At 69.5% G+C, this 14681-nt stretch carries 12 protein-coding genes and 1 riboswitch; of the genes, 6 read left to right on the top strand and 6 right to left on the bottom strand.

What is annotated here, in order from left to right; genetic code table 11:
• The first annotated feature begins 431 nt into the window (after positions 1-431).
• Together FVE25_RS49150 and mgrA are read left to right on the top strand one after the other, a co-directional pair.
• On the top strand, positions 432-2480 hold the full coding sequence (locus FVE25_RS49150; RefSeq protein ID WP_157254308.1) for a S9 family peptidase: 2049 nt from the start codon (positions 432-434) through the stop codon (positions 2478-2480).
• Positions 2477-3484: an L-glyceraldehyde 3-phosphate reductase gene (mgrA, locus tag FVE25_RS49155; protein WP_157254309.1), complete on the top strand. Its 1008-nt coding sequence runs from the start codon at positions 2477-2479 to the stop codon at positions 3482-3484. The genes FVE25_RS49150 and mgrA overlap by 4 nt, the downstream gene beginning before the upstream one ends.
• On the opposite strand, the gene FVE25_RS49160 is transcribed toward mgrA, so the two are convergent.
• A complete protein-coding gene (locus tag FVE25_RS49160; protein ID WP_246268677.1) occupies positions 3453-5849 on the bottom strand; it encodes a lysylphosphatidylglycerol synthase transmembrane domain-containing protein in 2397 nt (798 codons plus the stop codon). The genes mgrA and FVE25_RS49160 overlap by 32 nt on opposite strands.
• 416 nt (positions 5850-6265) lie before the next feature.
• On the opposite strand from FVE25_RS49160, the gene FVE25_RS49165 reads away from it, so the two are divergent.
• The 3 genes from FVE25_RS49165 (at position 6266) to FVE25_RS49175 (ending at position 11055) form a co-directional block, all read left to right on the top strand.
• Positions 6266-7357 carry a M20/M25/M40 family metallo-hydrolase gene (locus FVE25_RS49165; protein ID WP_181019958.1) on the top strand — a complete coding sequence of 364 codons (1092 nt, stop codon included), beginning with the start codon at positions 6266-6268 and terminating at the stop codon, positions 7355-7357.
• Positions 7358-7446: 89 nt separating this feature from the next.
• Entirely contained in the window at positions 7447-9003 is a 1557-nt protein-coding gene (locus FVE25_RS49170) for a M28 family peptidase (RefSeq protein WP_157254311.1), read from the top strand.
• Between the two features lie 57 nt (positions 9004-9060).
• Positions 9061-11055, top strand: a complete 1995-nt coding sequence (locus FVE25_RS49175) for a molybdopterin-containing oxidoreductase family protein (RefSeq protein WP_157254312.1) — start codon at positions 9061-9063, stop codon at positions 11053-11055.
• On the opposite strand, the gene FVE25_RS56900 is transcribed toward FVE25_RS49175, so the two are convergent.
• Positions 11039-11959, bottom strand: coding sequence for a GNAT family N-acetyltransferase (locus tag FVE25_RS56900; protein WP_157254313.1), 921 nt, complete (start codon positions 11957-11959; stop codon positions 11039-11041). The two genes, FVE25_RS49175 and FVE25_RS56900, sit on opposite strands and share 17 nt — an antisense overlap.
• 75 nt (positions 11960-12034) lie before the next feature.
• Between FVE25_RS56900 and FVE25_RS49185 the strand changes: the two genes are divergently transcribed.
• Entirely contained in the window at positions 12035-12475 is a 441-nt protein-coding gene (locus FVE25_RS49185) for a hypothetical protein (protein WP_246268679.1), read from the top strand.
• Between the two features lie 25 nt (positions 12476-12500).
• Here FVE25_RS49185 and FVE25_RS49190 read toward each other — a convergent pair whose 3' ends face one another.
• The 4 genes from FVE25_RS49190 to FVE25_RS49205 form a co-directional block, all read right to left on the bottom strand.
• Positions 12501-12968, bottom strand: coding sequence for an SRPBCC family protein (locus FVE25_RS49190; protein ID WP_157254314.1), 468 nt, complete (start codon positions 12966-12968; stop codon positions 12501-12503).
• Between the two features lie 25 nt (positions 12969-12993).
• Complete coding sequence (locus FVE25_RS49195) at positions 12994-13377, bottom strand: VOC family protein (protein WP_157254315.1); 384 nt, start codon at positions 13375-13377, stop codon at positions 12994-12996.
• A gap of 9 nt (positions 13378-13386) precedes the next feature.
• The gene (locus FVE25_RS49200) at positions 13387-13710 is read right to left on the bottom strand and encodes a DMT family transporter (RefSeq protein ID WP_157254316.1); all 324 of its coding nucleotides are present in this window, start codon (positions 13708-13710) and stop codon (positions 13387-13389) included.
• 34 nt (positions 13711-13744) lie between these two features.
• A riboswitch (guanidine-III (ykkC-III) riboswitch) is annotated at positions 13745-13808 on the bottom strand.
• Positions 13809-13818: 10 nt separating this feature from the next.
• On the bottom strand, positions 13819-14628 hold the full coding sequence (locus FVE25_RS49205) for a class I SAM-dependent methyltransferase (RefSeq protein ID WP_246268681.1): 810 nt from the start codon (positions 14626-14628) through the stop codon (positions 13819-13821).
• Positions 14629-14681: the final 53 nt, after the last annotated feature.

Below are 14681 nucleotides of genomic sequence, written 5' to 3' on the forward strand. Positions count from 1 at the left end.
AAAACTCATCATCAAACCACTGTTTGACGAGGTGTTGCATGAGATACTTCATGCACTGGCTTTTAACACACTGTTGAGTTCTCAAGAAACGGACGCGTTTTCCGGCGTTCGTTCGTTTTTCGTTGTGTCGTAATTCTTTCAGCCGTTCCCCGCCGTGTCAAATTGACACTTGCGGGCTGACCTGCGGGAATTTCGACCGCCCCGTTTCCGGGGCAACCCCTCTAACTTACTCTCTCCGAGACCGACAAGCAAATCGATCATCGGAGCAAGCTCGCTACCAGGGGATACCGACCCAGCACACGCCAGATCCACCTGAGAGAGGTGGATGGTTGCGCCGCACCGCGTCGGCTTTAGAAGATTAGCAGCGCCGCAGACCACTCGGCACACGTTCCGCAACACAGAACGATCACGGCCGAACATAGACTCGCCCCGTGAGCAGCAACATGCCGCCAACGGCGAAGAAGGTCCCTACTGAGCGCTCTCATCACGGCGACACCGTGATCGACGAATACGCGTGGCTGGCCGACAAGGAAGATCCCGACACGATCTCCTATCTGGAGGCGGAGAACGCCTATCTCAAAGAACAGACCGCTCACCTGGGCGAACTCCAGGAGCAGATCTTTCAGGAGATCAAGGGCCGGACCCAGGAGACCGACCTGTCGGTCCCCAGCCGTAAGGGCGCGTGGTGGTACTTCACCCGCACCGAGGAGGGCAAGCAGTACGCCGTCTCCTGCCGCGTGCCCGCCACCGGCGACACCCCGCCGGAGATCGAGCCCGGCAAGGTCCTCGACCACGAGCAGGTGCTGCTGGACGGCAACGAGCTGGCCGGCGACAGCCCGTTCTTCTCGGTGGGCACGAGCTCGGTCTCCCCCGACGGCACGATGCTCGCCTACTCCACCGACTACAAGGGCGCCGAGCGCTTCACGCTGCACTTCAAGAACCTGGAGACCGGCGAGACCCTGCCCGACACGATCGAGGACATCTTCTACGGCGGCGCCTGGTCGGCCGACGGCTCGACGTTCTTCTACACCCGTGTGGACGACGCCTGGCGCCCCCACCAGGTCTATCGGCACACCCTCGGCACCGAGGACGACGTCCTGGTCTACGAGGAGTCCGACGAGCGGTTCTGGGTCGGCATCGGGCTGACCCGCAGCGAGCGCTACCTGGTCCTCGGCGCCGGGAGCAAGATCACCAGCGAGGTCAGGCTGCTCGACGCCGCCGCGCCGGCGGGCGAGTTCCGGCTGGTCCGCCCGCGCGAGACCGGCGTCGAGTACGGCGTCGAGCACGCGGGCGACTTCTTCTACGTCCTGCACAACAAGGACGCGGAGAACTTCGAGCTGGCCACCGCGCCGCTCGATGACCCGGGAACCTGGACGCCGCTGATCGCGCACCGCGAGGACACCCGCCTGCTGGAGATCGACGCCTTCGCGGGGCACTCCGTCGTCCACTTCCGCCGTGACGGCCAGACCGGCCTGCGCGTCCTGCCCAAGGACGCCGAGCCGTACCAGATCGACTTCCCCGAGCCGATCTACGACGTCGGCCCGGCGGGCAACCCCGAGTTCGAGACCGGGCGGCTGCGCCTGGCCTACACCAGCATGATCACGCCGCCCAGCGTCTACGACTACGACCTGGCCATCCACGAGCTGATCCTGCTCAAGCAGCGGCCGGTGCTCGGCGGCTACGACCCGGAGGACTACGAGCAGGTCCGCGAGTGGGCCACGGCCGGGGACGGCACCCGGGTCCCGATCTCGATCGTGAAGCGCAAGGACGCCGCCAAGCCCGCCCCCACGGTCCTGTACGGCTACGGCAGCTACGAGACCTCGATCGACCCGAGCTTCTCCGTGGCCAGGCTGAGCCTGCTCGACCGCGGGTTCGTCTTCGCCATCGCGCATGTGCGCGGCGGCGGTGAGATGGGCCGTCGCTGGTACGAGGACGGCAAGATGACCCGCAAGAAGAACACGTTCACCGACTTCGTGGCCGCGGCCGGGCACATGAAGGAGGCGGGCTGGAGCAGCAGGCTGATCGCCAGGGGTGGTTCGGCCGGCGGCCTGCTCATGGGCGCGGTGGCGAACTTGGCGCCCGAGCGGTTCGCGGGCGTGGTGGCCGAGGTGCCGTTCGTGGACGCGCTGAACAGCATCCTCGATCCGTCGCTGCCGCTGACCGTGATTGAGTGGGACGAGTGGGGCGATCCCCTGCACAACGCCGATGTCTATGCCTACATGAAGAGCTATACACCGTACGAGAACGTGGACGGGCGAACCTACCCGCCGATCCTCGCGATCACGAGCCTGAACGACACGCGGGTGCTCTACCACGAGCCCGCCAAGTGGATCGCCAGGCTGCGGGCGACGGCGGCCGGCGGGCCGTTCCTGCTGAAGACGGAGATGGGCGCGGGGCACGGCGGGCGCAGCGGCCGCTATGACGCCTGGCGCGAGGAGGCTTTCGCGCTCTCCTGGATCATCGAGAGGGGCACCGCATGACCTACGAGGCAGACGCCGGACGCTACCAGGACCGCATGCCGTACAACAGGAGCGGCAGGAGCGGGCTGAAGGTGCCGGCCGTCTCGCTGGGGCTGTGGCACAACTTCGGCGACGACCGGCCGATCGAGAACTCCCGTTCCATTCTGCGGCGGGCCTTCGACCTCGGGGTGACGCACTTCGACCTGGCCAACAACTACGGCGTGCCGTACGGCTCGGCGGAGCGGAACTTCGGCGCCGTCTACGCCCAGGATTTCACGCCCTACCGGGACGAGCTGATCATCTCCACCAAGGCGGGCTACGACATGTGGCCGGGGCCGTATGGGGAGTGGGGTTCGCGCAAGTACGTGCTGGCCAGCCTGGACCAGTCGCTGAAGCGCATGGGCCTGGACTATGTGGACGTCTTCTACAGTCACCGTCCCGACCCGGAGACGCCGTTCGAGGAGACGATGGGCGCGCTGGACCACGCGGTCCGGTCCGGCAAGGCGTTGTACGCGGGCATCTCCAACTACTCGGCCGAGCAGACGGTGCAGGCCGCCCGGATCATGCGTGAGCTGGGCACGCCGCTGCTCATCCACCAGCCGTCGTACTCGATGATCAACCGGTGGATCGAGGACGGGCTGCTGGACGTGCTGGAGGAGGCGGGGATGGGCTGCATCGTCTACTCGCCGCTGGCCCAGGGGCTGCTGACGGACCGGTACCTGAAGGACGTGCCCAAGGACTCCCGGGCGGCGACCAGCCGGTTCCTGTCGGCCGAGCGGGCGGAGGGCGACCGTGAGCTGGCCGCGAGCCTCAACGAGATCGCGCGGGGCCGCGGGCAGACGCTGGCGCAGATGGCGTTGTCGTGGGCGCTCAGGGACCCGCGGGTCACGAGCGTGCTGATCGGCGCGAGCAGCGTGAAGCAGCTCGAGGACAACGTCGCCTGCGTGAACGGCCCGGCCTTCACCGAGGACGAGCTGGCTCAGATCGACAAGGTCACAGGGCCTCGTGCCGCTGCAACCAGGTGAAGGACGCCCATCCGGGTAGTACCGGCAGCCAGAAGGTGAGCAGCCGGTAGAGCAGGACGGCCGAGGTGGCGACGGGGCTGGTGACCCCGGCCACCGTCAGGCCGCCGGCGAGCGCGAGTTCGACCGCGCCCAGACCGCCCGGTGTGGGCGCGGCCGAGCCGATCGCGTTGGCGGTCAGGAAGACCACCGCCACGGCGGTGAAGGAGATGTCGCCGCCGAACGCCGAGACGCAGGCGTCGAGGCAGGTCACGAAGGCGATCGTGATCATCACGGTGCCGGCGAAGCCCTCGAGCATCTTGCGCGGGGACTGCAGCACGTCCAGCAGCCGCGGCAGCACGTTGGAGAACAGCGAGCGCAGGCGCTTGGTGAGCATGCGGCGCAGCGGCGGCACGCCGAGCACCACCACGATCAGCACCGCGACGGCCAGCAGGGCCAGCACGAGCCCGCGCGAGGGCGTGAAGGAGGTGGCGGTGGCGGAGCCGGTGATGTAGGCGAACAGCAGGAGCAGGCTGATGTGCGCGATCAGCATGACGAGCTGCGAGGCGCCCACGCTGGCGACGGCGGAGGCGGGCGGGATGCCGCGCTTCTGCAGGTAGCGGGTGTTGATCGCGACGGCGCCCACGGCCGGCGGCGCGACCAGCTTCACGAACGACGAGGCGAACTGCACCATCACGGTCCGCCACAGCGGCAGCGGCTCGGGCACGAACCCGCGCAGCATGAGGGCGGCGGCGATGAAGCTCACGAAGGAGGCGGCCAGCGCCACGATCGACCAGGCCCAGTTGGCCGTGGTGACGACCGTGATCAGGTCGACCTGGCTCAGCTGGGACAGCAGGAAGTAGGCGGCGAACGCGCTGGCGATGATCGTGATGAGGGTCTTGGGCCGGAAGCGCTCCAGCCGGATCTCCTCGACGTTGGCCTGCGGCTGGAGCTGCTCGATCTGCTCGCGGATGGCCGACAGGAGCCCCTTGTTCTCCTTGGTGAGCGCGGCCCGGGTCTGCCGGGTGAGCGCGATGCGCTGGAGCAGCGGCATGGCCGCGGCCAGCGCGTCCTCGCCGATCACGCGGGCGGCCGAGGCGACCGAGCGCTCCGGGCCGACCCGCAGGGCGAGGTAGGTGAGGAGCTGGACGATGTCCAGGCGCAGCAGCAGGTCGCCGGCGGCGATCTCGCCGCTGCGGGCGTCGGTGAGCACGACCCGGCCGGCGCCGTCCACGTGGATGCCGTCGCCGGTGAGCCGCCGGTGCGCCAGGCGCTGCAGGCGCAGCAGCTCCACCTGCTCCCAGATCTGGGCGAGGAGGTCGTCGTCGATCTCGGCGGCGTCGAGCGCGTCGAGCGGGCGGGTGCTGAGGTGCTCGTAGGCGAGCAGCGCGGCCTCGGTGCCGACCTCGCTGGTGCCGAGCAGGCGCGGCGTCGAGGCGCCCGCCGCCTGCGCGGCGTAGGCCATGAGCGCCTCGCGCTCCAGCTCGGCGCGGAGCGAGCGCACGGCCCTGCGCCTGGTCTCGGAGTTGAGCCTGAAGCGCCGCCACAGCCGGTACGGCAGGCCGGCCACCTGCCGGTCGCGGTCGAGGACGGTGACGTCGAGGCTGGTGCCGTCCGCGAGCCCGACGAGGTAGCGGCGGCTGCCCTGGTGGTCGTCCTCGATGCGGCGGGCGCTGACCGGCTGGAAGGAGAGTTTGCGCAGGGCGGCGATGACGGCGGAGCCGGGTGGCCGCGTGTTGGGGCTGCCGACGCCGTACAGGGTGCCGTAGCCGATGGCCATGCCCGCCAGGATCGTCACCATCGCGCTGGGCAGGGTCATCTGTTTGCTGGTGAACAGCGCGAGCACGTCGAGCGCGATGACGGTCCACATCAGCGCGCGCCAGGTGGGCCTTCGTGAGATGCGTACGGCGGTGCTGTAGGCGACGACGGAGGTGAGCAGGGTGTTGAACGGCTCCACCCCCGGCCGGTCGCCGGTGAGGAGCTGGCGCAGGTCGCCGACGGCGTTGGAGGAGACGACCCATTCGCCGATGAGGAACGAGCCGACCAATCCGATGATCGCGGCGATGAGGCCCTCTGCCACGCGGAGTCCGTCGCGGTGGAACACGCGTTCGACCGCGAAGGCGGCGGGCACGATCAGCACGGCGCCGCCGCTGAGGAAGGAGGCGATGCGGCTGAGCAGGTTGGGCACGAGGTTGGCGCCCTCGGTCACGTCGCCGGCCAGGCCGTTCAGCGTCTGCTTGGCGACCAGCGACAGCAGCACGACCGCGGCCAGCGCGAGGAGCGTGGCCAGGAAGCGCAGCAGGTCGGAGGGCCGGCGCAGCCGTTGCGGCAGGAGGGGCTCGACGACGTAGACGTCCCCCTCGGCCGTTTCCTGGCGCGGCTCGATCACGGCCGGCCCCTCTCCTGAGAGGTCCGCCGCATTCTCACGTTCTCTGATTTCCGCCACCGACAGCGATTCTGCACCTTCCGGGCCGGACCGTACGATCTTTGGCCTCTAGTGTCCCCAATCGTCACCTGAGTCAACGCACCGGGTAAGGACTCGACCAGCGACGACGCGTCTACTCCCGGATCGCGGTCGGCGTTGGCAGGCTCTAGTCCATGATCACTCATGCGATGTTGATCCTGGCTCTTGCCGCGCCGGGCGAACCACTCGTAGATGCGGTCAAGGTGGACAACGTACTAGGACATCTGCAGGCGTTCCAAGCCATCGCCACCGCTCACGGTGGTACCCGGGCGGCGGGAACGCCGGGCTACGAGGCGTCTGCGGCATATGTGACCACGCGCCTACGTGATGCGGGTTACACCGTGAAGGTGCAGCCGTTCGCCTTTGACTTCTATCGGGAGCTGGCTCCGGCGGTGCTGGAGGGCGGGCGGCGGTTCCCCGGTGTGAGCACGCTGAGGTTCTCCGGCAGCGGGGAGGTGAACGCGCGGCCGCAGGCGGCGGGCGCGGGCTGCGTGGGCAGGGACTTCCGTGACTTCCCCGCCGGGCGGATCGCGGTGGTTCAGCGGGGTACGTGCACGTTCGCGGTGAAGGCGGGCAACGCGGTCGACGCGGGGGCGGCGGCACTGATCGTGGTCGATCAGAAGGGCCCGTTCGAGGGAAGTGCGGGCGTGCCGCAGCCGATCCCGGTGGTCGGGGTGCCGGGCGAGGTCGGTACGGAGGTGTCGGCGCTGAAGCGGGTGCGGCTGGTGACCAGGACCCAGAGCGAGCAGCGGATCACGCACAACGTGCTGGCGGAGACCCGGGGCACGGGCCGGGTGGTGATGGTCGGGGCGCACCTGGACTCGACGCAGCACGGGCCGGGCATCAACGACAACGGCTCGGGCAGCGCGGCGATCCTGGAGCTCGCGCTGCGGGCGGCGAAGCCGGGCTCGGCGTTGCGGCGGCCGGTGCGCTTCGCCTGGTGGGGCGCGGAGGAGCTGGGGCTGCTGGGTTCCACGCACTACGTGCACAACCTGCCGGAGACCGAGCGGAAGCGAATCGGCGCCTACCTGAACCTCGACATGATCGCCTCGCCGAACCACACGTTCGGGGTCTTCGACGGCGACGACTCCGAGCGCAGGGGCGCAGGTCCGGGGCCGCAGGGGTCGGCGCGGGTGGAACGGGCCTTCGAGCGTTTCTTCCGCGGGCGCGCGCTGCCGTTTCAGCCGGTCGATTTCACCGGCAGGTCGGATTACGCGCCGTTCGCCGCGGCCGGCATTCCGGCGGGCGGGTTGTTCACCGGCTCCCAGGCGAAGAAGACCGGCAAAGAGGCCCAGGTCTTCGGCGGTACGGCGGGCCGTCCGCTGGACGCCTGCTACCACCTGGCCTGCGACACGCTGGAGAACGTGAACACCGAGGCGCTGGAGGTGACGGCCGACGCCGTCGCGGCGGCGGTTTCCACCCTGGCCGCATAAGAATTCCGGGGCAACATCTTCCCCAATAACCCCGCTTCAGTTTATTTTTCACGCAATCGGGGGATCGTTCCACTTCACCGAGGAGCTTTATGCGTCGTCGCCTGTCCGCAGGCGTGCTGGGTGCGGCCGCGCTCGCACTCGTCACTCCGTTGGCTCTTTCCGCTCCCGCCTACGCCGACCACGGCCGCGATCCGGCCCGCAAACTCGTCCAGGACGTCAAGGGCCGGCATGTCGAGCGGCACCTGAAAGTCCTTGACCTGATCGCCAAGGTCAACGGCGGCACCCGCGTCTCCAGTACCCATGGGTACAACCTGTCGCGTGACTACGTGGCCACGCTGCTGCGCGCGGCCGGCTACAAGGTGACGGTCCAGCCGTTCGAGTTCACCTTCGACGGCTACCGGACCAAGCCGGTGCTGGAGCGGGTCTCGCCCAGCCCCAAGACCTACAAGAACGGGTTCTTCAACGACTACGTGGCGATGGGCGACTCCCCGGCGGGCAGCGCGTCCGGGACACTCCAGGCCGTGGACCTCGTGCTGCCGCCGACCCCGGCGCCGTCGTCCACCTCGGGCTGCGAGCCGGCCGACTTCGCCGGCTTCACCCGGGGCAACGTCGCGCTGATGCAGCGCGGCACCTGCAACTTCGCGATCAAGGCGAAGAACGCGCAGGACGCCGGGGCCAGCGCGGTGATCGTCTTCAACGAGGGCCAGCCCGGCCGCACCGACGTGGACCTCAACCCGACGCTCAGCGACCCGTCGATCACCATCCCGTCGTTCTTCACCAGCTTCGCCACCGGCTCGGAACTGGCCGCCACTCCAGGCACCACCGTGAAGCTGAACTGGGACCCGATCGTCGAGCAGCGCACCACCTACAACGTCATCGCCGAGTCGCGCGGCGGCCGGGCCGACAACGTGGTGATGATGGGCGCCCACCTGGACAGCGTGCAGGAGGGGCCGGGCATCAACGACAACGGCTCGGGCACGGCCGGCGTGCTGGAGGTGGCGCTCCAGATGGCCAAGTACCGGCCGGTCAACAAGGTGCGGTTCGGGTTCTGGGGCGCCGAGGAGTTCGGGCTGCTGGGCTCCAAGCACTACGTGACCTCGCTGAGCCAGGAAGAGAAGAACAACATCGGCCTCTACCTGAACTACGACATGATCGGCTCGCCGAACTTCGTCTACCAGGTCTACGACGGTGACGGCGACGCCTTCGGCGTGCCGGGTCCGGAGGGGTCGGCGCAGCTGGAGAAGGACTACCAGGCGTTCTACGGCTCGCGCGGCCTGCCGTACAAGCCGAGTGAGTTCGACGGGCGCTCGGACTACAAGGCGTTCATCGACGCCGGCATCGCGGGCGGCGGCCTGTTCACCGGGGCCGAGAAGAAGAAGACCGAGGAGGAGGCCAAGCTCTTCGGTGGTACGGCGGGCATTCCGTACGACCCGTGCTACCACGGTGAATGCGACACGATCAAGAACATCAACGGGACCGCCCTGGACGTGAACGCGGACGCGATCGCGACGCTGGCGGCGAAGTACACCTACGACAAGGCGGCGCTGGACGCCATCCACAAGCCGGGGGCGCCGCACACGCCGCCCGCGGCGGCCCGGATGGCGGCGAAGGTCGCGCACGACGACGTGCCCTCGGCCGCGAGCTGAGGACGTGATGGAGCGCCCCGGGATGTTCTCGGGGCGCTCTTTCGTAAGCTGTCCAACATGTCGGGAAATTTGCAGGTTTTGGGGGCATGTCCGCTGGATTGCCCCGACACATGCTCATGGGTCGTCACCGTCGAGGACGGCAAGGCCGTCAAAATGCGTGGCAATCCCGACCAGCCGTACACCCGAGGCGCCCTCTGCGTGAAGGTCAACCGCTACCTGGAGCACACCCGGGCGGCCGACCGCATCCTTCATCCGCTGCGCCGTACCGGGCCCAAGGGGTCGGGGCAATTCGAGCGGATCAGCTGGGACGAGGCACTCGACGAGATCGCCACCAGATTGCGCCAGATCGCCGACGAGCACGGCGGCGAGGCCATCTGGCCCTATTTCGGCACCGGCTCCCTCGGCTATCTGCAGGGTTGCGAGGGCGTGGCGGGCCGCCGGTTCTGGAACGTCCTCGGGGCGTCCAAGCACTGGCTCAACATCTGCTCGTCGGCCGGCGCCTCCGGCCTCGTGCGCGCCAACGGCACGGCCGCCGGCATGGACCCCGAGAACTTCGCCCAGGCCAAGCTGATCCTGCTGTGGGGCACCAACACGCTGACCACCGGGCACCACCTGTGGAAGTTCATCCAGGACGCGCGGGCCGGCGGCGCGCACGTGGTGGCCATCGACCCGATCAGGACCCGCACCGCCGACCAGGCCGACGAGCACATCCCCATCCGGCCGGGCACCGACGCCGCGCTGGCGCTGGGCCTGCTCAACGTGGTGCTGTCCGAGGGCACGCAGGATGAGGACTACCTGGCCCGGCACACCGAGGGCTGGGCGGACTTCCAGCAGGAGATCCTGAAATATCCGGTCGAGCGCGTGGCCGAGATCACCGGCATCCCCGCCGAGACCGTCCACAGCCTGGGGATGCGCCTGGCCCACACCCGCCCGACCGCGATCCGCGCCACGATGGGCATCCAGCGGCACGCCGGCGGTGGCACCACCCTGCGCACCATCGCCGCCATCCCCGGCGTCACCGGCGACTGGCGGCACCCGGGCGGCGGCGTGGCGTACTCCACCAGCGGCCACGTGCACGTCGGCGTCGACCGCCGCGACGACCTGCTGGCCAAACCGGTCCGGACTCTGGCCATGACCCGGCTCGCCTCGGAGTTGCCCTCGGTCAAGTGCCTGTTCGTCTACGGCGCCAACCCGCTGGCCTCCACCTCCGACAGCAACCGCATCCGCGCACAGATGCGGCGCGAGGACCTGTTCACGGTCGTCGTCGAGCACTTCCCGACCGACACCGCCGACCACGCCGACATCGTGCTGCCGGCGACCATGCAGACCGAGCACATGGACCTGCACGCCGGCTACGGCCACATGTACCTGCTGTGGAACGAACCGGCCACCGCGCCGCCCGGCGAGTGCGTGTCCACGACCGAGCTCTTCCGCCGCCTGGCCGAGCGCATGGGCATGACCGAGCCGTCGTTGTTCGACAGCGATCTGGAGCTGGCCGAGCAGCTGCTGGCCGGCGAGCACCCGTCACTGGAGGGCGTCACGCTGGACCGGCTGCGCAAGGAGGGCTGGGTGCGGATGAACTACCCCCAGCCGTTCGCGCCCTTCGCCGACGGGTTCCCGACGCCGTCAGGGCGGCTGCGCTTCCCGCCGGAGGACAAGGCGTACACGCCGCCGCTCTCGGCGGGCGCCGAGGGGCTGACGCTGATCACCCCGGCCGCGCACGTGTTCCTCAACACGATCTTCGGCAACAACCCGGAGCTGCGCAGGCGGGCCAAAGAACCTGTGGTGCTGGTCAACGCCGCCGACGCCGCGGCCCGCGGGCTGAGCGACGGCCAGCGGGTGCGGGTGCACAACGCCAACGGCGAGTTCCTGGCGGACGTGGAGATCAGCGACCGGGTGGCCGCCGGCGTGGTGGCCTCGCCCAAGGGGCGCTGGCCGAAGTTCGCGCCGGGCGGCGCCAACCCGAACGCCGTGGTGGACGAGCGCGACGCCGACATGGGCAAGGGCGCCGTCTACCACGACAACGTCGTCGAGCTCACAGCGCTAGCTTGAACCCTTCGTGCGACTGGGCGTAGCCGAGCGAGGTGTAGAAGCGGTGCGCGTCCTCGCGCTGCTTGTCGGAGGTGAGCTGGACCATCACGCAGCCGCGGGCGCGCCCCTTGGCGTGCGCCCACTCCATCATCTTGCGCCCCCAGCCCCGGCCGCGCAGGTCGGCGGCGATCCGCACCGCCTCCACCTGCAGCCGGGTGGCGCCGTTGCGGGAGATGCCGGGGATGTAGGTGAGCTGCATCGTGCCGACGATCTCGCCCTTCAGCTCGGCCACGATCAGCTCGTTGTTGGGGTCGGCCTCGATCGCGGTGAAGGCGGCCTGGTGGGCCGCGCCGTACTCACCGGTACGGCCGGCCGCCACCTTGTCGTCGGCGATGAGCGCCACCACAGCCGGGACGTCCTCGGCCCGCGCGTTCCGGAAGACCAGCGACAACGTGTACTGCGAGTCGCGCAGCGACGGGTTGGACGGCAGGCCCATCACCTTGCCCGTCGGCACGAAGCCCTTGCCCGCATACAGCGCGCGGGCGGCGGCGTTCTCGTCCACGGCCCAGAGCTCGACCTCCTCGGCGTTCCTGGCCCGGGCCCACGCGATCACCTCGTCCACCAGGCGCGAGCCCAGCTTCGCGCCTCTGGCCTCGGGGGCGACCCACATCGACAGCAGGTGAACGTGGCCGGGGCGCTCCGCCAGGCCGTACACCATGCCGTGGATCTCGCCGCCGGAGACGGCCGCGAAGAACACGCCGTCGGGGTTCGCCAGGCGCTCGACCCACTTCTCGCCGGGGAAGGCGGCCTCGCGCTCGTAGGTGGATCCGAACGCGTCCGGGGAGTCGGCCAGCGCGCGCAGCCGTACCTCGCGCAGGCGGGCGGCGTCGGCGGGGGTCAGGCGCTCAACAGTGAATTCACGCATGTCGGCATCATGTCAGGGACGGGTCAGGGTCCATCCCCGATGTAAACAAGGGCGCAAAAGGGGCAACCTGTGACCATGAACGAAATCAGCCGCCGCGACGAGATGTCGCTCTCCGGCGCCGCCCTCCGCGGCGCCCCGTGGAAGGCCGCCGTGGTCGGCGGCGGCGCAACCGCCGCCATCGCCTGGGTCTTCTCCGGTTTCGACAGCCCGGCCTGGGCGCTCGGCCTGGGCATCAACCTGTTCGCCCTGATCGCCGCGATCGGCGCCGTCGCCAAGCCCGAGGTGGGCGATCGGGTGACCCGGCAGGCCAGGGTCTGGTCGCTGCGCCATCCCTGGAAGTTCGCGCTGCTGCCCGCGGGCATCTCCGCCGTCCTGGACTACCCGGTGCAGCTCGTGCTCGACGGCGAGGGCGTGTTCGGCTCCGCCTGGGCCGCGCTGTGGCACGGCGCGCTGGTCTACCTGATCGCCGGTGTCCTCACGATGGTCATGTCGGGACGCGCACGATCTTCCCAGTGACCCCGCGCACCGCCGGAGACGGCCTTCACCGGCGTTCCGCCGCGCGTTTGAGGTTCTCCAGGGTTCTGGCCATGTTGGCGGAGTTGTGAGTGACCCGGTCGGGCACGTTGGTGGCCCACCCGCCGACGACACGCATGAACGGGCCGCGGGTGTCCCAGGTCTTCTGCTCCACCAGGCAGCCCTCGTCGGTGGGGGTCAGCTCGAAGCGCCAGACGGCGACGTCGAGCACGCCCGCGGCGCGCACGTGGTAGGCGAAGGCGCGGCCGGGCTCGGCTGCGGTGACCGTGCACTGGGTGGACCAGCGGCGGGCGCCGTTGCGGTTGCTGCCGACGAACCGGGCCCCCCTTCTGGCCTGCTTGACCGGGCCGACCCAGCGGGCCCTGACGCATTCGGCGTTCCATGCGCCGAGGTTGGCCAGGTCGGTGATGAGCTCGTAGACGCGCTCGGCGGGGGCGGCGATCTCGATGCGCGCGGACGCGCTTGGCTCGCTCATGCCGCCCAGTCTGGTCGACCGAACTTTATTCGGGCAAGCCCTTCTCCGCCTTGCTGCGGCAGACGCAGAACTCGTTGCCCTCGGGGTCGAGCAGGGTAACCCAGCCGGTGCCGTCCGGCTGGCGGTGGTCCTCGAAAACGGTCGCGCCGAGGCCGAGCAGGCGCTCGACCTCCTGGTCGCGGGTGCGCCCCTCGGTGCCGTTGACGTCGAGGTGGACGCGGTTCTTGACTGTCTTGCCCTCGGGGACCTTGATGAACAGCACGAAGGGGTCCTGCTTGGTGCGGAGCATCACCTCGTCGTCGCCGGGCTCGTCCCCGTCGCCGAGCGGCAGGCCGGTGGCGGTGGACCACCAGCTCGCCAACTCGTAGGGATTCTCGGCGTCGAAGGTGACCGCGTGGATCTCAATCATGCGGTCACCCTAGTGGGCGCCGCCGGCGAGGTTGAGGCCGACGACGCCGATGACGATCAGCGCGATGCTGGCGATCCGGGGGAACGACACGTTGTCCCCCATGGCGATCATGCCGATGACGGCGGTGCCGACGGCGCCGATGCCGGTCCAGACGGCGTAGGCGGTGCCCACCTCGAGCGATTTGAGGGCGTAGGACAGCAGGCCGAAGCTCAGGACCGCGAAGGTCAGGAACGAGATGGTCCACCACAGGTGGGACAGGCCGTTGCTCATCTTGAGCGAGAGGGCCATCACCACTTCGAGCACGCCGGCGACGATGAGCAGAATCCAGGCCACGACTGACACTCCTTGCGAACGAGTCCGACAAAGTCGTGCGTCGTCTTGGCATTCCGGGTACGGCGCGTCTCGTCCGGGAGTGTGGCCACTCACCTCGTCCAACGGCGCTCAGTCGCCGGGCATTCCCCACCAGATCGTGACCCATCGGTCACGGGGTACCGGCCACATGCCGAGGGACATCGCGGTCTCGGCCACCTCGGGGGCGCGGGCGGGGTCGAGGCAGATGCGGTGGCAGGCCGCGGCGGCCAGCTCCTCCAGCGTGCCGAATCGTTCCAGGGGCGACTCCCGCTCCTCCACGTGCACGCCGAAGCCCAGCGCCGCGGCCAGCGCCACGACGTCCTCGGCGATCGGGCGCACCGGCCGCCGCACGTCGTGGAAGTGCTCCCACAGGGGCGTCAGCCAGCTCATCGGGTGGCGGTGGGTGAGCTCCAGCACCACGCGGCGCCGGGCGTGCGCGTCGAGTTCGCGCAGGAAGCCGGCCAGGTCGGGAACGTTGTAGACCACGTGCGCGGACACGGCCACGTCCGCGACGGGCGCCTCGGGGGCCACCTCGGGCCAGCTGCCTTTCAGCGCGGTGACCTTGACGCCGAGCTGGTCGGCCTTGGCGCCGAGCGCGGCGAGCATGCCGGGCGAGGGGTCCACGGCGATGACCTCGCCCAGGCGCCGGTGCAGAGGGAGCGAGGCGGCGCCGGTTCCCGCGCCGACGTCCAGGATGGTGCCGCCGTCGGGCAGGGCCTCCGCCACGCGCCGCATGGTCGGGCCGCGGACGGGTTCGGCCAGCGCCCGGTCGATGCGCTCGGCGAAGCGTGCCGGGTTGTGCCCCCACGGGTCGGCCGTGGCTTTCTCCAGGATCTCCGGAGGTATGGCCCACGAGCTCAGACGTTCCCGCCACAGGGCGGCGAGGTCTTCGACGTCCATGCGAACGAGCATGCCACGCATAGCAGTGGTTACCCGCGGGTAGCATTCCTAGT

Source organism: Nonomuraea typhae (assembly GCF_009760925.1).
In the GTDB taxonomy this organism is placed as follows: Bacteria; Actinomycetota; Actinomycetes; order Streptosporangiales; family Streptosporangiaceae; genus Nonomuraea; species Nonomuraea typhae.